This is a genomic window from Paraburkholderia solisilvae, assembly GCF_902859875.1.
In the GTDB taxonomy this organism is placed as follows: Bacteria; Pseudomonadota; Gammaproteobacteria; order Burkholderiales; family Burkholderiaceae; genus Paraburkholderia; species Paraburkholderia solisilvae.
Genome location: NZ_CADIKF010000020.1, coordinates 34,981 through 53,315, shown reverse-complemented (window position 1 = coordinate 53,315; position 18,335 = coordinate 34,981). Strand labels below are relative to the sequence as shown.

At 64.0% G+C, this 18,335-nt stretch carries 21 protein-coding genes and 1 tRNA gene; 11 read left to right on the top strand and 11 right to left on the bottom strand.

Going from position 1 to position 18,335, the window contains the following annotated elements; genetic code table 11:
* Nucleotides 1-52 precede the first annotated feature (52 nt).
* Nucleotides 53-787, bottom strand: coding sequence for a Crp/Fnr family transcriptional regulator (locus HV675_RS14340; RefSeq protein WP_175111579.1), 735 nt, complete (start codon nt 785-787; stop codon nt 53-55).
* A gap of 1,334 nt (nt 788-2,121) precedes the next feature.
* On the opposite strand from HV675_RS14340, the gene HV675_RS14335 reads away from it, so the two are divergent.
* The gene (locus tag HV675_RS14335; protein ID WP_175111578.1) at nt 2,122-2,838 is read left to right on the top strand and encodes a FadR/GntR family transcriptional regulator; all 717 of its coding nucleotides are present in this window, start codon (nt 2,122-2,124) and stop codon (nt 2,836-2,838) included.
* A 120-nt stretch (nt 2,839-2,958) separates the two neighbouring features.
* On the opposite strand, the gene HV675_RS14330 is transcribed toward HV675_RS14335, so the two are convergent.
* From HV675_RS14330 to HV675_RS14315, 4 genes are all read right to left on the bottom strand, one after another.
* Nucleotides 2,959-3,996, bottom strand: a complete 1,038-nt coding sequence (locus tag HV675_RS14330; protein ID WP_175111577.1) for a quinone-dependent dihydroorotate dehydrogenase — start codon at nt 3,994-3,996, stop codon at nt 2,959-2,961.
* A gap of 164 nt (nt 3,997-4,160) precedes the next feature.
* Nucleotides 4,161-4,982: an arginyltransferase gene (locus tag HV675_RS14325; RefSeq protein ID WP_175111576.1), complete on the bottom strand. Its 822-nt coding sequence runs from the start codon at nt 4,980-4,982 to the stop codon at nt 4,161-4,163.
* A 290-nt stretch (nt 4,983-5,272) separates the two neighbouring features.
* Complete coding sequence (gene aat / locus HV675_RS14320; RefSeq protein WP_175111575.1) at nt 5,273-6,010, bottom strand: leucyl/phenylalanyl-tRNA--protein transferase; 738 nt, start codon at nt 6,008-6,010, stop codon at nt 5,273-5,275.
* Between the two features lie 11 nt (nt 6,011-6,021).
* Entirely contained in the window at nt 6,022-6,567 is a 546-nt protein-coding gene (locus HV675_RS14315; RefSeq protein WP_175111574.1) for an NUDIX hydrolase, read from the bottom strand.
* Between the two features lie 279 nt (nt 6,568-6,846).
* On the opposite strand from HV675_RS14315, the gene HV675_RS14310 reads away from it, so the two are divergent.
* Entirely contained in the window at nt 6,847-7,020 is a 174-nt protein-coding gene (locus HV675_RS14310) for a hypothetical protein (protein ID WP_175111573.1), read from the top strand.
* A gap of 181 nt (nt 7,021-7,201) precedes the next feature.
* Here the strand turns inward: HV675_RS14310 and HV675_RS14305 are convergent, their stop codons facing one another.
* Complete coding sequence (locus tag HV675_RS14305) at nt 7,202-7,465, bottom strand: hypothetical protein (protein ID WP_175111572.1); 264 nt, start codon at nt 7,463-7,465, stop codon at nt 7,202-7,204.
* A 117-nt stretch (nt 7,466-7,582) separates the two neighbouring features.
* Nucleotides 7,583-7,659 (bottom strand) — tRNA-Met (locus tag HV675_RS14300).
* 215 nt (nt 7,660-7,874) lie between these two features.
* On the opposite strand from HV675_RS14300, the gene HV675_RS14295 reads away from it, so the two are divergent.
* Entirely contained in the window at nt 7,875-8,372 is a 498-nt protein-coding gene (locus tag HV675_RS14295) for a heme-degrading domain-containing protein (protein ID WP_175111571.1), read from the top strand.
* Nucleotides 8,373-8,382: 10 nt separating this feature from the next.
* Complete coding sequence (locus HV675_RS14290) at nt 8,383-8,715, top strand: DMT family transporter (protein ID WP_377700651.1); 333 nt, start codon at nt 8,383-8,385, stop codon at nt 8,713-8,715.
* Nucleotides 8,716-8,806: 91 nt separating this feature from the next.
* Here HV675_RS14290 and HV675_RS14285 read toward each other — a convergent pair whose 3' ends face one another.
* Together HV675_RS14285 and HV675_RS14280 are read right to left on the bottom strand one after the other, a co-directional pair.
* Nucleotides 8,807-9,169, bottom strand: coding sequence for a hypothetical protein (locus tag HV675_RS14285; protein ID WP_246270261.1), 363 nt, complete (start codon nt 9,167-9,169; stop codon nt 8,807-8,809).
* A gap of 128 nt (nt 9,170-9,297) precedes the next feature.
* Nucleotides 9,298-9,495, bottom strand: coding sequence for a hypothetical protein (locus HV675_RS14280; protein WP_175111569.1), 198 nt, complete (start codon nt 9,493-9,495; stop codon nt 9,298-9,300).
* A gap of 397 nt (nt 9,496-9,892) precedes the next feature.
* Between HV675_RS14280 and HV675_RS14275 the strand changes: the two genes are divergently transcribed.
* Entirely contained in the window at nt 9,893-10,168 is a 276-nt protein-coding gene (locus HV675_RS14275; protein ID WP_175111568.1) for a hypothetical protein, read from the top strand.
* A gap of 152 nt (nt 10,169-10,320) precedes the next feature.
* Nucleotides 10,321-10,608 carry a DUF1488 family protein gene (locus HV675_RS14270; RefSeq protein ID WP_175111567.1) on the top strand — a complete coding sequence of 96 codons (288 nt, stop codon included), beginning with the start codon at nt 10,321-10,323 and terminating at the stop codon, nt 10,606-10,608.
* A 24-nt stretch (nt 10,609-10,632) separates the two neighbouring features.
* On the opposite strand, the gene HV675_RS14265 is transcribed toward HV675_RS14270, so the two are convergent.
* The gene (locus tag HV675_RS14265; RefSeq protein ID WP_175111566.1) at nt 10,633-11,625 is read right to left on the bottom strand and encodes an NAD-dependent epimerase/dehydratase family protein; all 993 of its coding nucleotides are present in this window, start codon (nt 11,623-11,625) and stop codon (nt 10,633-10,635) included.
* A gap of 175 nt (nt 11,626-11,800) precedes the next feature.
* Between HV675_RS14265 and HV675_RS14260 the strand changes: the two genes are divergently transcribed.
* Entirely contained in the window at nt 11,801-12,538 is a 738-nt protein-coding gene (locus HV675_RS14260) for a TetR/AcrR family transcriptional regulator (RefSeq protein ID WP_175111565.1), read from the top strand.
* A gap of 174 nt (nt 12,539-12,712) precedes the next feature.
* Nucleotides 12,713-13,843 (top strand): enoyl-CoA hydratase/isomerase family protein, encoded by a 1,131-nt coding sequence (locus tag HV675_RS14255; RefSeq protein ID WP_175111564.1) that lies wholly within the window; start codon nt 12,713-12,715, stop codon nt 13,841-13,843.
* Between the two features lie 354 nt (nt 13,844-14,197).
* Here HV675_RS14255 and HV675_RS14250 read toward each other — a convergent pair whose 3' ends face one another.
* Nucleotides 14,198-14,620 carry a hypothetical protein gene (locus tag HV675_RS14250; RefSeq protein ID WP_175111563.1) on the bottom strand — a complete coding sequence of 141 codons (423 nt, stop codon included), beginning with the start codon at nt 14,618-14,620 and terminating at the stop codon, nt 14,198-14,200.
* A 590-nt stretch (nt 14,621-15,210) separates the two neighbouring features.
* On the opposite strand from HV675_RS14250, the gene ssuD reads away from it, so the two are divergent.
* Genes ssuD through HV675_RS14235 form a run of 3 tightly spaced genes read left to right on the top strand, consistent with a single transcriptional unit; the run spans nt 15,211 to nt 18,295 of the window.
* Entirely contained in the window at nt 15,211-16,368 is a 1,158-nt protein-coding gene (gene ssuD / locus HV675_RS14245) for an FMNH2-dependent alkanesulfonate monooxygenase (protein WP_175111562.1), read from the top strand.
* Nucleotides 16,369-16,385: 17 nt separating this feature from the next.
* The gene (gene ssuC / locus HV675_RS14240; protein ID WP_175111561.1) at nt 16,386-17,204 is read left to right on the top strand and encodes an aliphatic sulfonate ABC transporter permease SsuC; all 819 of its coding nucleotides are present in this window, start codon (nt 16,386-16,388) and stop codon (nt 17,202-17,204) included.
* Nucleotides 17,201-18,295 (top strand): ATP-binding cassette domain-containing protein, encoded by a 1,095-nt coding sequence (locus HV675_RS14235; RefSeq protein WP_175111560.1) that lies wholly within the window; start codon nt 17,201-17,203, stop codon nt 18,293-18,295. Before ssuC ends, HV675_RS14235 begins: the two co-directional genes overlap by 4 nt.
* The last annotated feature ends 40 nt before the right edge of the window (nt 18,296-18,335 follow it).

Here is an 18,335-nt window from a genome sequence, read left to right as displayed (position 1 = left end):
CGGCATGCATGCCGCTCGTACGGCGGCTTGTCATGCGGCCTCATGTGCCGACTCAGCTCACGGCTTCGGCCTGACGCAAACGCGGCAGCAGACGGTCGAACTCGCGCCGCACGAGCCCGTAGCATTCGCATGCCTTCGCTTCGAGGCCTTTGCGGTCGACAATCTTGATATGGCCGCGGCTGTGATGAATCAGCCCTTCGTTATGCAGCTTGCCGGCCGCTTCGGTAATCCCTTCGCGGCGTACGCCGAGCATGTCGGCAATCAGCTGCTGCGTGACCGTCAGCTCGTTCGACGTGGTGCGGTCGACCTCGATCAGCAGCCACCGGCACAACTGCTGGTTCAGCGAGTGGTGACGGTTGCATGCGGCGGTCTGCGCGACCTGCGTGAGCAGCACGTGCATGTAGAGCAGCATCAGACGGCGCAGGAAGTCCGAGCGCGCGAACTGCTGCTTCAGGCACTGCGCGGTCATGCGGTACGCGAAGCCGGCCGATTGCACCTGCACGCGGCTCGGCATCGTTTCGCCGCCGGTCAGGATCGGCACACCTGTCATCCCTTCACGACCGACCGCGGCAATCTCGACGGAACCCCCGTCTTCCATCGTCGAGAGCATCGAGATGATCGCGGTGGTCGGGAAGTACACGTGGTGAATGCGCTGCGCGGAATCGCACAGCAGTTGCTCGGCGCGCAGATGCACGAGTTCGAGATGGGGCGCCAGCGCCTGCCACTCGTGCGACGGAAGAGCACCCAGCAGGTGGTTGCCGTGCAGATCGGATTGAAGGGTAAGCATGATCGGTCCTCGCATCGAAGCCGCTCGCGGCCTCTGTTGTATTCCTGCCCCACGTCCCTCGTATGACGTCGCTCGCGGGCGGTTGAGGGTGGCGGGGGCGGCCCCGTAATACGGTGCGCATCTGGCTGGAAGCGCCGTCGGCGTCCGTACATGTGTGCTGCGCCTCACTTTTAGCGAGGACTATGCCAAGCGAGCGCAAAACGAGCGCTGATGCGGTGCAGCGAACTCTCGCGCGATCGCGCGCCGGCCGAAATGTGAGTTTTTGTTTCAATTCTGTAAAACGGTTTTCGGCCCGCCCGACCCCCGCGAGATTCAATTTTGTATGATGCAAGTTATTGATATTATTGAATTTATTCGGGTTCATCCTGGTGCCTGGCGAAGCGCCGCCCCCGCTTCGGTTGGCGGGCGAAGCGGATTTTCGCCCCCGACCGGTGTGTGCCAGAAATGATTCAGTTGTGTTCTACCGGCTGCGTGCGCTGGCCCACATAACCGGCGGCCAAATGCGCGTTGTCGCGTCGGAAAAAATCCGTCTGTTGGCCGGTCCCCGACACCCGCGCCGTGCGCGGCGCGACGCGACGCGCATCCGAGGCCGATCCTGCGGCAGCATGCGAGAATTCGCTGTTCAGCAGCGCACTGTTCGCATCGAATGGCAGCTCAGAAAGCTAGCGAACGTGCGGTGTCGAGCTTGTATCGTCAACTTTAAACAGAATAATGAAGGCGTCACTTTCAGGTCGACGCCCGTGTTTAACACCTGTCTTTCATTCTTCGCATGGATAGCGAGGATAACGAAAGAAATTCTAACGGCCATTCGACAGACCGGATTCGTATAAGCGATCCGATGCATTGCATCGCGTGCATGTTCATGTCACATCATTCAGGGCATGTGGCCGCATCGACATCACCGCACGCACGCGCTATCGATATCGAACGTTGTCGATATCGAATTCACCCGAACGCGTGAGCACTACGAGAAATAACTCACATCTAATGTGTGTTGTACGAGCAATCACGTTTGACTGTGTGTCCGCTCGCACAGAATATGCGGTCAATCGTCTGCTCCAATCGATTGCGGGTACTGCAAGACGTTTGCATTCGGGGACGCCAGGCAATGCAAATTTTTCAGCTCGGCGTTTGGAGTGCCCGCGCCGGTTGTGCTTCGCTTCATCATGCGTTGCACGAACGAAACAATTCGTAAGAGGGATAACCCTGTTAGGACGTTTCCTAACTGGCGCATGGGTATTGAAGGAAGCAACGTGTCGAGATAAGTACGACTACAAGACACTTTGATGGGCGCGTGATCAACAGGCACAGAACGCCGAATCGGGGAGAGAGTTATGGAACAGGGAACCAAGGAGCGATCGCTCGTCAGCAAGGTCATGGACGGCCTCGTCACCGGCATCGTCGAAGAGAAATACGGTGCGGTGTTGCCGCCGCAAGACGTGTTGTCGAAGGAATTCGACGTGAGCCGCACCGTGATGCGCGAAGCGCTGTCGATGCTGCTCGCGCGTCACATGCTCGATGTGCGGCCGAAGATCGGCACGCGCATCAGGCCGATGCGCGACTGGCGGATGATCGACGAGGATGTGGTGAGCTGGCGGTTTCGCGCGAAGCCCGATCCGGAGTTTTTACGCGACGTGATCGAGTTCCGGATGCTGATCGAACCTCGCGCGTCCGCGCAGGCTGCGCAACGCGGCAACGCCGTGGATGTCGCGGCGATTCGTGACGCGTTCGAAAGCTTTCGAACGATCCGGCCGGACGATCCCGGCCATCTGGCCGCTGACGAACTGCTGCATACGCGCATCGTCGTGGCGAGCGGCAATCAGTTCTTTCAGCAGATGGCCGCGATCGTGCGCGGTGCGCTGTCGGCTTCGAATCCTCTTGTCAACGCGAATCAGCACGTGTGGGAAGAGGTGATTCGCAAGCACGCACGCGTGGTCGATGCGATCGAACGTCACGATGCGGCGCAAGCGGAGGCCGCGTCGCGCGAACTGATCGACTTCGCGGCCGAGGAGATCGGCAACGTGATTCCCGCCGACGGCAAGCAGGCGTAACGCGAAGCACCGCCACGCCGGCCGCTGTGGCCGCCCGTCCGGGCATGCGCGACAATAGCGCGTTTGCACAACCGGACGGGACCGAACATTCGACGGCCGTGTCACACCGTGATTGCCGCGCTATACAGCGCGCGCTCGCGCCAGTGCATCCGCGCACTCGGCGACGAGTGCCGGGCCGCGGTAGATAAAGCCCGTATAGACCTGCACGAGCGATGCGCCAGCCGCGATCTTCGCGCACGCGTCGGCGCCGGAAAAGATGCCGCCGACGCCGATGATCGGCACGGCTTCGCCCAGTTCGCTGCGCAAGGCGCGGATCACCGCGTTGGATGCATCGAATACCGGCCTGCCCGACAGGCCTCCGGCTTCGTCCGCATGCGGCAGACCCGTCACCGCGTCGCGCGACAGTGTGGTGTTGGTCGCGATCACGCCTTCGATCTGATGACGCAGCACGGTATCGGCAATCGACTTGATCTGCTCGCTGTCGAGGTCGGGCGCGATTTTCAGTGCGAGCGGCACGAGCTTGCCGTGCAGGTCGGCGAGACGCCGCTGCTTGTCCTTGAGTGCCGCGAGCAATGCATCCAGCTCGCCCGCGCCCTGCAACTGGCGAAGATTCTTCGTGTTCGGCGAAGAAATGTTGATTGTCACGTAGCTCGCAAACGGATACACGCGCTCGAGGCAATACAGGTAGTCTTCCGCGGCCCGCTCGATCGGCGTATCGGCGTTCTTGCCGATATTGAGCCCCAGCACGCCTCGATAACGCGCGGCTTGCACGTTCCTGACGAACTGGTCGACCCCCGCGTTGTTGAAACCCATCCGGTTGATCAACGCGTTCGCCTGCGGCAGCCGGAACATGCGCGGTCGCGGATTGCCCGGTTGCGCACGCGGCGTGACCGTGCCGACCTCGATAAAGCCGAAGCCGAGCGCGGCCAGCCCGTCGACGCATGCACCGTCCTTGTCGAGCCCTGCCGCGAGGCCGACCGGATTGCGAAATTCGAGACCCATCACCGTGCGCGGCGCGTCGGGCACGCGCGCGGCGAGCGCGCTCGCGACGCCGGTGCGTCCGGCGGCGCCGAGCATGCGCAAGGTCAAATGGTGAGCGTCTTCCGCATCCATGCGAAAGAGTTGGGCGCGTACAAGCGGATAAAGGGAACTGAACACGAACGGGTGAGGGCGGAAGATGGGAACCCACTATTTTACGACAACGCGATGTGGGCCTTTCAGCATGCCGGTTAGCCGGGGAGCGGCAGCGGCGACGGCGACCGGCGCACGCTGACGGCGTGGCGGACAGCGGCGGTGCGCTGCGGGTGGACGCGCGCTCGCGCTTACAGATAAACCGGGCCGCGACGGCCGGGTGTGGCGACGTCGACGCTCGAGACGACCGGGTTCGATGTGTCGAGCACTTTCCAGTTGCCGTCGACGAGCCCTTCCAGCGGGCGATAGTTCGACTTGTACGCCATCTTCGGGCTTTCGCGGATCCAGTAGCCGAGATACACGTACGGCAGGTTCAGGCTGCGCGCCTGCGCGATCTGCCACAGGATGTTGTAGGTGCCGAAGCTGCTGCGCGGCTGATCCGGATCGAAAAACGTATAGACCGACGAAAGCCCGTCGCCGAGGATGTCGATCATGCTGATCATGCGCAGCGTGCCCGGTTGGCCGGCTTCGCCCGGCCCGGGTTCGCGGAATTCGACGAGCCGCGAGTTGATCCGGCTTTGCAGCAGAAACTGCTCGTACTGGTCGCGGCTGTCGCGATCCATCCCGCCGCCCGCGTGGCGCGCCGACTGGTAGCGCATATACAGCGCGTAGTGATCTTCGTCGTAGTGCAGCGGCGTGACTTTCGCGACCAGCTCGCCGTGCAGCTTCGCGACGCGCCGCTGCGTGCGGTTCGGCGTGAAGCGCTCGACCGGCACGCGCACCGGGATGCACGCGCGGCAGCCGTCGCAATAAGGCCGGTAGGTGAACACGCCGGAACGCCGGAAACCCGCCTTGACGAGGTCGGTGTAGACGTCCGAATTGATCAGGTGGCTGGGCGTGGCGACCTGCGAGCGCGCGATGCGCCCCTCCAGGTAGCTGCAAGGGTAAGGCGCCGTTGCATAGAATTGCAGCGCGGAAAGCGGAGAAAGCGGCAGCTCATTCGGGTGAGTCACGTTGGCAGCTCTCGAAGCGTTTCTATCACTTGCGAACCCGCGTCGGCGGGTCGCGATGGTCGCATTGCATCAGCTGTTGCGAGCGGGTGCTGACGTCGGGCGGCGGCGCCGTCGCGTTGACTGCGGCGTTGATTGCGGCGGCGACTGCGGCGTTGACTTGCGGCACTCACTTATTACGGCATCAAGTTGCGGTATTGACTGCGGCGTTCGCAGCGGTTTGCGCCGGCGTATCCGTGGTTGCGCAGCGCGGCGCATTCCCGGTGGCGTTTGCCAGTGCGTTTCCAGTTGCGTTACGTTGTGCGGCTGATGAGGTCGAGCAGTACCGATTTGTCGAAGCGCCACGGAATGGACGGAGCATCGACCGATGCGCGGACATGCGCGACGAACACCTTGCGCGCGATCTCGCGGCCGCCCAGCGACGCCAGATGCGACGTATTCTGCTGGCAGTCTATCATTTCTATTTCATGCCGTTGCAAGTGGGCGACCAGCGCGGCCAGCGCAATCTTCGATGCGTCGGTCGCTTGCGCGAACATCGATTCGCCGAAGAACATCCGGCCAAACGACACGCCATACAATCCGCCGACACGCGTGCCGTCGCACCATGTCTCGATGCTGTGCGCATCGCCGCGCCGATGCAGCGACGAATACGCTTCGATCACATCCGCGGTGATCCACGTGCCGCGCTGCCCGCGGCGCGGCGCCTGCGCGCACGCGCGCATCACGGCGGCGAAGTCGTGGTCGACGCGCACTTCCCATGCGTGCTCGCGCACGACGCGCTTGAGCGTCTTGCGCAACGACGGCGAAACCTTGAATTCGCGCGGGCGCAGGATCATGCGTGGGTCGGGGCTCCACCACAGCACCGGCTGGCCGTCCGAATACCACGGGAAGATGCCGTGCCGGTACGCATCGATGAGACGCGACGGCAGCAGGTCGGCGCTTGCGGCGAGCAGGCCCGGCGCGCCGCTCGCTTCACCGAGTGCGCGCTCGACGGACGGAAAAGGGTCGTCGGGTCCGAGCCAGGGAACCATGCGTGCGCCGTTCAGCCTTCGCGTAACGAGCGGAAAATATCGCCGGTGTGCAGACCGAAGCTGCCCGCGGTGCGGTCGGCGAAAAAGAAACGCAAGGTCTGGCCGACGGTCGGAAACGAGATGTCATCCCACGGAATCTCGCTTTCGTCGAAAAGCCGGACTTCGAGGCTCTCCTCGCCGGCGGCGATATCGAGGTCGAGCAGCCGCGCAAGATAGAACAGATGCACCTGATGCACGTGCGGCACGTTCAGGAGCGCAAAAAGGCTCTGTACTTCGACGCGCGCGCCGGCTTCCTCGAGCGTTTCGCGCGCGGCGGCCTCCGACGTGGTTTCGCCCATCTCCATGAAACCCGCGGGCAATGTCCAGTAGCCGTAGCGCGGTTCGATCGCGCGGCGGCATAGCAGCACCTTGTCGTCCCAGACGGGAACGGTGCCGACCACATTGCGCGGATTCTGATAATGCACGGTGCCGCAGTTCGCGCAGACGAAGCGTTCCCGGTTGTCACCGGGCGGAATGCTCACGCTGACCGCGTGGCCGCAGACAGAACAGAATTTCATGGAAACGGGGACGGGAATGAGTGATGGGAGTTTATCACCCGGCCGGATTTCGGGAATGCGGGGCGTTCATGCAGGGTGCGGGCGGTGCAAGCAGTGCAGGCAGTGCAGGCGGGCGCTTGTAAAGACGGACAATGGATGATGAAGCATGCGCGGCCGCGGGTGTCAGCGTTGATCACCCTGGCCGAACGTCTAACGCGCGACAATTTGCGTGAACGGTGCGAGGCAATGAGTTAGGATTGCTACTCTCGTGAGGTTGACGATGAATGCATAGGGAGAGTTATGAGAAAGCAAAACATTTTTCGCCGTCTTCGGTTTGTCGCGAACTGCGCGTTGTTCGGCGGCGTGACTGCGAGTGTCTTTTTTGGTTGGATCGATCGGTCGGTTGATCTGCATCCGATCGGAGCAATCATCGGCGCCACCGCGGCTTCGCTCAAGATGTTTCATACGGCCTAAGAGCGCTTGAGATTTTCGTGCGGTGCCTATGGATATTTTCGGACTACGGATCGATGGAAACTGGGTCGACCAGTGTTCGTTTGTGATTGCGGGGGCGTGGGCGGTGGCGCGCTACGTGAAGCGACATCAACTGCCGCAAGTGAAGCGGCATAGTGCGTCGCGAGCGCGCCATCGTGCGGGGTCAAGTACGACGATGCCCCCGCACTTTTTCAGCAAGGCGACAACCGCGGATATTTTCAATGGCGTGTGCATCTTCCCGTTGTGCATTCTCACAACGTCCGTGTTCTCGGATTGGCTGCTCGATGCGCTGCTGCTGGCCAACCGCCTGATGTTGAGCGTTGCAGGCGTCGCCGCGCTGTTCTGCGTTCTGGAAGATTTTTAGCGAATAGATTTTTAGCGAAGGGCGAGCCAAAAACAAAAGCCAAAAACAAAAAAGGCCTGCCAATGAGGCAAGCCTTTTGATGCGGTACCGCCGAGAGTCATGATGCAATCAGTAACGATGCGATAACAACGATGCAAAGACTGCTTGTTTGCGCGACTGCTGGAACTGACTTCCTAGCTATGGTTGCGGGGGTAGGATTTGAACCTACGACCTTCGGGTTATGAGCCCGACGAGCTGCCAGACTGCTCCACCCCGCGTCCGTCGAAGAAAAGATTATAGGACAAACCCCGTTCCCGCGCAACACCTTTGTTCGATTCGAGATGCGTGCCGCACCATGTGCATGCGCTTCGCGGCCCCGTCACGCGGTAGCGGATGCGCGCAGGCGCCGATAGTGGCTGCGCTAGAATCGCCATTCGATCTGCGGCACCGGCATGCTCGCAGCGTTCTCTTTCTCTTTGCCATTCAATCGCACATGGACATCGTTCACGACCTGCAAACAATCGCCGCTCAGGAAAAGGCGCTGGTGTTTGCGCAATTCGATCCCGATCGCGCATGGCAACTCGGCGCGTACCTGCATGAAATTGCCAAGGCCCGCGGGCTCGCGCTCGCTATCGACGTGCGCACGTTCGGTCAGCCGCTGTTCTTTTGCGCGCTCGACGGTGCGACGCCGGACAACATCGAGTGGGCGCGCCGCAAGAGTAATGTCGTCGCGCAATTTCGTCGCAGCTCGTATGCGGTCGGACTGCGGCTGCAGCAATCGGGCGCCACGCTTGCGGACAAGCATGGTCTCGCCGTTGCCGACTACGCATCGCATGGCGGTGCGTTTCCGTTGACGGTGGCGGGCGTCGGCGTGATCGGCTCGATCACGGTATCCGGTTTGCCGCAGCGCGCGGATCATGAGCTCGTCGTCGAAGCGCTGTGCGCGCAACTCGATCAGGACTACGGCAAGCTCGCGCTGGCAAAGGCCTGATTCGATGCGCCTGCCCCCTTACGCATTGCTCGCCATCGCGATTGTCGCCGAAGTGATCGCCACGTCGGCGCTACGCGCATCCGCCGGCTTTACGCGCTGGCTGCCCGCGGTGGTCGTGGTGCTCGGTTACGGCGTGTCGTTCTACATGCTGTCGCTCACGCTGAAGAGCATTCCCGTCGGCATTGTCTATGCGATCTGGTCGGGCGTCGGCATCGTGCTGATCACGCTGGTCGCACTCGTGGTGTACAGGCAGGTGCCGGACTTGCCTGCTGTGGCCGGGCTGGGTCTCATCGTCGCCGGCGTCGTCGTGCTCAATCTGTTTTCGAAGATGCAGGCGCACTGACATACCGTGTGCGGTCCGGCGCCGGACCGCGCGTCGGTGTTCCCATCGTCGTGTCCGCGTTGCCGCGTGGCGGCGTCCGTGCCGGACGCGCTTACTTGCAGCGAATGATCATCGAGCGGTTTTTCACGTTCGCCGATACGACGTTGGTGATGCCGCCCCCCGCCGTGCCGCCTTCATCGTTGTCTTTGGACACGATGTCGTAGCCGGTGGGGCCGCATGCCTTGCCGGCCTGCACATAGCAGGATGCCCAGCTCGATCCCGCATCGGCGCCGCTGCAGTTCACCGCGAACCCGGTCTCGCCATTCGGCAGGTTGATCAACGATGTCTTGTTCGACGACGCGCAAGCGCCGAGGCTTGCGGCGATCAACACGAGACCAGGCAGCCGTGCGGCGCGCCACCATGTTGCGTCAAGAAAAGAATGTGGCGGGCGCAGGCGCGTCGTGGGGTGCCTCATGAGATGTCCTCGTGTGTGGTGAGTATGAGCGGGCCGTGCAGCGATGCCGCCGTGGTTCGCGCGGCTCGTGCAACGATTGAGCCGCGCCGTGACAGGTGTGCCGTGTGTCGTGCGCGTGCGGTCATGCATCAGCCGATGCCCGGCTCGATGCGGATGCCCGCATCGCCGACCCTCTGCCGGCTTTCGGAACCCTCGTCGGTCGCCGCGTCTTCCCAGATGCTGATGGCTTTCGGCACCTCGATGCCATGCGCGTCCGCATAGGTGAACCACGCGCTCGCCGCGTCGGGTTCGGCGACTTCAGTGTCCCGGATGAAATATTTTCCCATATCGCAATAGCGGCGAGTGTTTTCGGATGAGGTTTGAGGTTGTGCGCGACATCGATTGCCATTCGCGCGGCTGGGTTCAGCGGATGTCTGCAGTATCGGTACGTCGGCATACGGCACGTCGGTCCGTCGGCAGATCGGTCGGTATATCGGCCGGTACATCGGCGCGCAGCGCATCGGAGCCTGACACCGGTACGCCGCCGCCATGCACGCCGCCCACACGGCCGACAAGTCCATCGCGCAACGTACAGCGGCGGCGCGCGCAGAACTAATTTCCGTTACGCGCGCCTTATAGCAATACGCGTGAAAGGCGGCGTCGAGGCAATCGATCCCGCACGATTCTTGCACAATCGCCGGCGCTTCGTCGCCGGCCGCACAAGTCCAGCATACGGAGGTGAATATGGCAGAACGCGTAACCGGACCTTATCGCGGGTATTACATCAGCGCCGCCGCGAGGCTCGTGAGCGCGCACGAGACGGCCGCGCGGCCCGATGCGGCGGGTGGCATCTATGTCGGTTCCGTCAGTCTGTCGCGGCGCGGTCCCGACGATCCGCATCGCATCGAGACGCTGCTCGACCTCGGCGACGAGCAGCGATTCGCGACGGAAGAAGCGGCGCTCGAGCATATCGAAGCGTCCGCGCGCGCGTATATCGACCGCCTGTTGCAGGCAACGTGAATGCGCGTTCAGCAACGCATCCCGAGCAATCATCGGGACGGCGCGCGCAATTGGACTGTCCGTTGCGCGCACGCGTACCATAGCCCGACATGCCCGATCATGCCGCTGTGCGGCAATACGGGCGTCGGCACGATCATTCAGATGAGGCGAACATGGACATTCGCTTTCCCGCGGACGCGCCCGCATACCGCGATTCGAATCTGACCATCGTTTTCCGCGCACTGGTGGATGGCGAACCGGTGCCGTGCGCGATCTCCGTCGAAGCGCTCGAAGATCACTTCGACGCGCGACCGCGAGACCGCGACGGCTGGATGCGCGCGTTCGACAACGGTCGGCCGCGCATCGAAGCCGTTGCGCGTGAGCATTTGCAGATCAGCAACGGCACGCCCGTGCTGCTAAAGAGCGGGCACTTTCCGCCCGGCAAGGTCGTCGGTTCGTAAAGCCGGCCGCGCGCGCGTTGCCCGTCAGGCGCGAGCCTTTGCATGCAGGCTCAGTGCGCGTTTTGCCGCGGCAAAAGCGAGCCGGATGCCTTCATCGTAGGAGGTCTTGCTGATAGGGCCGATCAGCGCTTGCAACGCGGTATCGTCGAGGACGACCGGCTCGGTCAGCAGATAGTGCATCTCCACCAGTTCCCGCATCATCGGGTTGAAGAGGCCCAGGACTCGCAACGTCGTCTTGCCCGCGACCATCAGTTTCGGCGGCCGGCCGGCGAGCGCATACGCGCGCGTCGCAATTTCACGCGGCGTGATCGTGCCGGCGCCCGCGAGATGCAGGACGCGGCCATAGGCCGCAGGCGTGTTGGCGAGCGTCGCGACAACGGGGCCGAGATCAGGCATGAAAATAAATTCGTGCGGTGTGTCGATCGGGCCGATCATCTGCGCGCGGCCGCCGCGTGCCGCGCCTTCGAACACGCCATGTAGAAAGCTGCGTTCGACGCCCGGGCCATAGAAGTCGGGCAAGCGCAGCACCAGCGTCGCGAGGCCGTCACGTCCGTGCGCATTGAGGACGAGCGCTTCCTGCTCGAGTCGCATGCGGCCTTTGAATGTGTGAGGGTCGCGCGGATGCGTTTCGGTGACCGGATTGTGCCGCGGGCGGCCGTACGGATAGACGGTGCCGATCAGAATCAGCCGTTGCACACCGGCCGCGTTGAGTCCCGCGAGCGTGTTGCGCATCAACTGCGGATGCATCGCAAAGCGGTCGTAGGGCACCCCCACCAGATAGATGGCGGTTTGCAGTCCGGCAGCCGCGGCCTCGACGGATGACGGATCCTGCGGATCCCAGATGGCGATGTCCGCATGCGGGTCATCGCCGAACGCGGCTTCGAGCGCTTGCCGCGACCGGCCGATCGCGCGATAGCGCACGCCGCGCGCGCCAAGCGCGGCGGCGATGCTCTGTCCGGCGGCGCCGGCCGCGCCGAACAGGCCGATTTGAGCAGAACTGTTGCGATGGTTTTCCATATCGGCTCCGCGAGCTTGGCGTGATGGTTTCAGCAGCGTTCGGTGCGTCGATCGTCCTGACGGCACGACATGCGCGAAGGCATGCACCGAATGCGCACGCCTCGCTGAACACTGTTCACTAAACGGTGTTCAGTTTAATTTGACTTTTCATTTTGTCAACCCGAAAATCGCTGCCATGGGAATTGCCGAACGGAAGAATCGCGAGAAGCAGGTGCTGCGCGAACGCATCCTCGATGCGTCGCGGCGCATTGTCATGCGTGAAGGCCTCGCCGCGTTGTCGATGCGCAAGATCGCTGATGCGATCGAATATTCACCGGCCACGCTCTATCTGCACTTCGAGAGTCGCGATGAAATCGCGCGCGTATTGTGCACCGAGGGTTACGCGCAATTGCTCGAAACATTGCAGCCTCATCTGTCGGTGGCGGATCCCGCGGACCGGCTCAAGGCGATCTGGCGCGCCTACGTGTCGTTCGGCATCACGCATCAGGAGACGTACCGGCTGATCTTCATGGAAGATCCGACCTATATCGGCGCCGCGTTCGCGAGCGCGCGCGAGGCCGGCGACGACACCGGCGAAGCCGCGTTCCGGCTGGTGGTCGATGCGCTCGACGAGCTGAAGGCACAAGGCCGCTTGCCCGCGTCGGTCGACAGCGTCGCATGGACCGAAGCGCTGTGGGCGACGATGCATGGCATCGTCGCGTTGCGGCTGACCTGTCCGGTCTTTCCGCGCGTGCCGCTCGACAACGTCGTGGACGCGACATTCGATGCATGGTTCGGCGGCGCGTACGCGGGGCACGCAGCCGCACCCGCCAGGGCGCGCAAGCGCACGGCCGCCGCGGCGTCGGGCAGGGCGGATAAATCGGGTGCTGCTGCGGCGTCCGCTGCAAAGACGAAGCCGCCGCCGCGCCCGTGAACCGGCGCGGCCTCGCGCCTGCGCGGTTGCGCGGTTGCGCACGCCAGCGTGAGCGTGAGTGCGAGCAAGCTGCGCGAGCCAATTGCGCACCGAAAGCGTCCGGTCATATTGCGTCATAACGGCACGTGTTACCGTTGAACCTGCCGATTGTTACTTTTGTCTGCGTTATTCACCATGTCGACCCTTGAACCGCTTCCCGTCAGCGAAGACGTTTCGACCTATGTCGCCAATCGCATCGGCTTCATCGAACTCGATCGGCCGAAGGCGCTGAATGCGCTGTCGACCGGCATGATCCGCGCGATGCATGGCGCGCTCGAGAACTGGCGCAACGACCCCGACGTGCTCGCGGTGCTGGTGCGCAGCGCGCATGCCCGCGCATTCTGTGCGGGCGGCGATATCCGTTTCCTGTACGACGCGCATCAGCGCGGCGAGCGTGACGCGCTCGATACTTTCTTTATCGAGGAATACCGGCTCAATCACGCGATCTTCACGTACCCGAAGCCGTATATCGCATTGACCAATGGCGTTGTGATGGGCGGCGGCATGGGCATTTCACAGGGCGCATATCGCACCGGCGGGCTGCGCGTCGTCACCACGTCGACGCGCATGGCGATGCCGGAAACGCGCATCGGCCTGTTTCCGGATGTCGGCATCAGCTGGTTTCTCGCGCGCACGCCGGGTGCGATCGGGCGGTATCTCGCCGTGACCGGCGAAGCGCTCGGGCCGGCCGACGCGCTCTATGCGGGCCTTGCCGATGCGTATATCGAAGACGACGCGCTCCCCGCGCTGCTCGACCGGTTGCAGACCGAGGTGTTCGAGCAGGGCGCGGACGTGGTGAGCTGCGTCGCACGCGAGGCCGCGGCCTGCAAGGTCGTGCCGACGCCGGATACCTCGGCGCTGGCCGATGTCCGCACGCTGGTCGACCGGCACTTCGCGTTGCCCGACGTGCCGCGCATCATCGCCTCGCTCGACGCGGAGGGCGATTGCGCGAATGCGGACTGGGCGGAGCAGGTCGGCGGCGTGTTGCGCGAGCGCTCGCCGCTCGCGATGGCGATGTCGCTCGAACTGGTGACGCGCGCGGAAGGCACGATGGCGGACTGCCTGCGGCGCGATCTCGATCTGACGCGCTCGACCTTCGAACGCGGCGACGTGAGCGAAGGCATCCGCGCGCGCATCATCGACAAGGACAACCGGCCGAACTGGCGCTTTGCCCGCATCGAAGACGTGCCGGCCGAGTATGTGGCGCAGATGTTCGAGAGCCCGTGGCCGGCGGCCGCGCATCCGCTGCGCGACCTGCAGGGGTGACGCGCATGCGACGGTGAAGCGTGCTGGCGGTGGTTAGTACCGGCGAGTCGTTGGCGCTGGCAGTCGTGACTATCGGCAGTCCGATCATCGGCGGTCGTGAGCAGCGGTGGGTCGTTAGTGCGGGCAGTCATTAGTGCGGGCGGTCGTCAGCACCGGCAGTCACTAGTACCGGCGAGTCGTTCGCGCGGGCGATCGTGACCATCGGCAGTCTTTGGCCGCGGCGGGCCGTTAGCGCGGACTGTTAGCGCGGGCCGTCGTCACCACCGCCAATCGTCACCACCGCCAATCGTCACCACCGCCAATCGTCACCACCGCCAATCGTCACCACAGTCCGGCGCGCACGCCGGCCACCCATTACGATTCATCACGCGCCATGAACGCGCGCATGAACACGAGCGCGCCCCAACCCCACATCGCGTTCGCGGCGAAGCCGACCGCCAGCCGCGGCAGCATGTTGCCGGCCGGCCAGATGCCGCGCAGCGGATCGATGACGAACACGCTGCCGGCCGTCAGCACGATGCCGCCGAACAGGAAGGCCGGCACCCACGGCGCGCTCCGTTCCGGCGACACGCGCAACAGCCAGGCCATCAGCACGCCCCACACCGCGCTCCAGATCGCGTTCGCGATAAATTCGGGCAGGCCGAGCGGGGCGAACGGCGCGATCGAAAAGCCGCTCGGCTCGATCATGCCGGCCGCGTGCAGCAGCCCGAGTGTCGCCTCGTGGAAAAACAGCGAGGCGAGAAATCCGGACACGAACGGCAGTATCAATTTTTGCATCTATCGCACACGCGAGAGGCAAGGCCGGCGCGGCCTCGCGGGATTGTCGGAAAACGTGCGTCATTATATCGATGGCGCCCGTCGATTCGACGCGCATCGCATCCCATCGCGTCGCGCCGCCTGAAAGACACCAACCGACACCCGCCGACACCCGCCGACACCCGCCGACACCCGCCGATGCGCGACGCGGCAGCACGGCGATCGGTCAAATCACGAAAGCGGAAAACCTAAGCTCAAAAAAATCGTTCTAAACTCGCGGCCCGCTCCATAGACTGTTTTCCGATGCGCACGGCGTTGTGCGCCGTCATCTGTTTTCATGCCGCGCAGCCGATGCGCGTCTTTCCGAGGGAAGCCGTCGCGATGTCCTGTCCGATACCGATTCACGCAAGCTCCGCCGCTGCCGGCCCGGGCGCGCGTTTGCGGCGGCGTGCCTAGCACGACGCTTCTTTCTCCTTCGCGTTTCATTCGTGTTTGACGATGCGCGGCGCGTGGCCGCTGCGCGCCTCTCGCGTCGCGCGCGCCGTGTTCGACGCGCCCATGCGCGGCGCGCTTTATTCAACTTCTCGATCTGGCACAGGCAGGAGCCTCAGATGAATGTGTTCTGGTTCATTCCGACGCACGGCGACACCCGCTATCTCGGCACGTCCGATGGCGCGCGCGCCGCGGATTACAGCTATTTCCAGCAGATCGCCACGGCCGCCGACACGCTCGGCTACGAAGGCGTGCTGCTGCCGACCGGCCGCTCGTGCGAAGACGCATGGGTGGTCGCGTCGAGCCTGATTCCCGTCACGCGCCGGCTGAAGTTCCTCGTCGCGATTCGTCCCGGCATTTCATCGCCGGGGATGTCCGCGCGGATGGCGGCGACCTTCGACCGGCTCTCCGGCGGACGCCTGCTGATCAACGTCGTGACCGGCGGCGATGCGGCGGAACTCGAAGGTGACGGCCTGTTCGTCGATCACGACACGCGCTATGAGATCACCGACGAATTTCTGCGCATCTGGCGCGGTCTGCTCGAGGGCGCGCATCGCAGCGAGTCGATCGATTTTATCGGCACGCATCTGAAGTCGAAGGGCGGCAAGCTGCTTTATCCGCCGGTGCAGAATCCGCATCCGCCGCTGTGGTTCGGCGGGTCGTCGCCGGCTGCATATCAGGTTGCGGCCGAGCATATCGATACGTATCTGACGTGGGGCGAACCGCCCGCGGTAGTCAAACAGAAAATCAGCGAGGTGCGCGCGCGTGCCGCGCAGAACGGCCGCCAGATCCGCTTCGGGATTCGCCTGCACGTGATCGTGCGCGAGACGGAGGAGGAGGCGTGGGCCGCCGCCGACAAGCTGATCAGCAAGCTCGACGATGAAACGATCGCACGCGCGCAGGCGTCATTCGCGAAGATGGATTCGGAGGGTCAGCGCCGCATGGCCGCGCTGCACGGCGGCAAGCGCGGCGGCCGCAAGGAACTGGAGGTGTATCCGAACCTGTGGGCCGGCGTCGGCCTCGTGCGCGGCGGTGCGGGCACCGCGCTGGTCGGCAGCGCGCAGCAGGTTGCCGAGCGGATGAACGAGTATGCGTCGCTCGGTATCGAGACGTTCATTCTGTCCGGCTATCCGCATCTCGAGGAGTCTTACCGGTTTGCCGAACTCGTGTTTCCGCTGTTGCCGGGCCGCGAGCGCGCGACGGTCAGCGGTCCGCTGTCGGGGCCGTTCGGCGAGATCATCGGCAACCACTACGCGCCGCAGGCCGCGCAAAGCTGAGCGGGGAGGGGGCATTCATGTCTGTTGCCGTAGCCGTAGCTTCGAATAAACGCAACCTCGCCGCCGCGTATGGACAGCGCGTCGCGCCGTGGCTCGTGCCGCTTGCGATTCTGCTCGCGTGGGAACTCGCGGCACGCAGCGGCGTGCTGTCGACGCGCGTGCTGCCCGAGCCGCTGGCGGTGGTGAAGGCCGCGTGGTCGCTGATCCGCTCGGGCGAGATGTGGGCCGACGTGAAGGTGAGCACGTGGCGCGCGGTGTCGGGCTTTGCGCTGGGCGGCGGCATCGGCTTCGCGCTCGGACTGGCGACCGGCCTCTTCAGGTCCGCCGAAATCGCGCTCGATTCGAGCGTGCAGATGATCCGCAATATCCCCGCGCTCGCGATGATTCCGCTCGTCATTCTATGGTTCGGCATCGAGGAAGAGGCGAAGGTGTTTCTGGTCGCGCTCGGCGTGTTCTTTCCGGTCTACGTGAATACGTTCCACGGCATCCGCTCGGTCGACGCGAATCTGATCGAGATGGCGCGCAGCTATGGCGTGAAGGGCTTCGCGCTCTACCGCGACGTGATCCTGCCGGGCGCGCTGCCGTCGATTCTGGTCGGCGTGCGTTTCGCATTCGGTTTGATGTGGGTCACGCTGATCGTCGCGGAAACGATCTCGTCGCAGTCGGGCATCGGCTATATGACGATGAACGCGCGCGAGTTCTTGCAAACCGATGTGGTGGTCGTCGGCATCCTGCTGTACGCGGCGCTCGGCAAGCTTGCCGATGTGCTCGCCAAAGGGCTCGAGCGCGTGACGCTGCGCTGGCATCCCGCCTATCAACGAGGAGCGCAGCGATGAGCTCGACGGGTTATTCGACGTCGTTCGGCGGCATTGCCGGCGCCGATCTTGAAGCGGAACTCGCGCAGTGGCGCACGCGCGAAACCGACGCGGGAGCCGCGCGTGCTGCGCAGACACGCGACGTTGCGCATGCGCCGGCCGCGCTGAACGGCGCGGCGGCGAGCGGGTTCGGCCGCGACGCAGGAAGCGCGCTCCGGCGCATCACGGACCGCGAACCGCACGCGGTGTTCGCGCCGGCCGGCGCGTCGCTGCGCGAGCGCGTTGCCGATCACGCAGTCGAATTGCGCGGCGTGCGCAAACAGTTCGGTGCACGCACGGTGCTCGCGGAGCTCGATCTGTCGATCGAACGCGGCAGCTTTGTATCGATTGTCGGGCGCAGCGGCTGCGGGAAATCGACGCTGCTGCGTCTGATCGCAGATCTGGAAACGCCGACCGCCGGCACGGTCGACAAGCGTGCCGCCGGCGGTGCATCGAACGGTGCGCGCTTCGATACGCGCATCATGTTCCAGGACGCGCGCCTGCTGCCGTGGAAATCGGTACTGCAAAACGTCATGCTGGGCCTTGGCCGCGGCGCGCGCGAGGATGCGCGCGCGGTGCTGGCCGAAGTCGGGCTGATCGAGCGTGCGAACGACTGGCCTGCGCAACTATCGGGCGGTCAGCGGCAGCGCGTCGCGCTCGCTCGCGCGCTCGTGCATCGACCGCAATTGCTGCTGCTCGACGAACCGCTCGGCGCGCTCGATGCACTCACGCGCATCGAAATGCATTCGCTGATCGAGCGGCTGTGGCGAGAACATCGATTCACGGCGCTGCTCGTCACGCATGACGTGCACGAGGCGGTGGCGCTTGCCGACCGGATTCTGCTGATCGAAGAAGGGCGCATCGCGCTGGACCTGCCGGTGCCGCTCGCACGTCCGCGCGAACGCGCGTCGGCGGGCTTTGCAAGCCTCGAAGACCGCGTGTTGCGGCAGGTGCTCAAGCGCGACGCGGACGACGGCGCGGCGTCGCCGCCGGCGCCCGGCGGCGCTGCGCCATCCGCTGCGCTTTGCGCCTCGCCCGTGGTGCGGGCGTCGCAGATTCGCTGGGCCGTTTGAACCGCTGTCCACTTGATCGACTTTCTCTGGGAGACACACG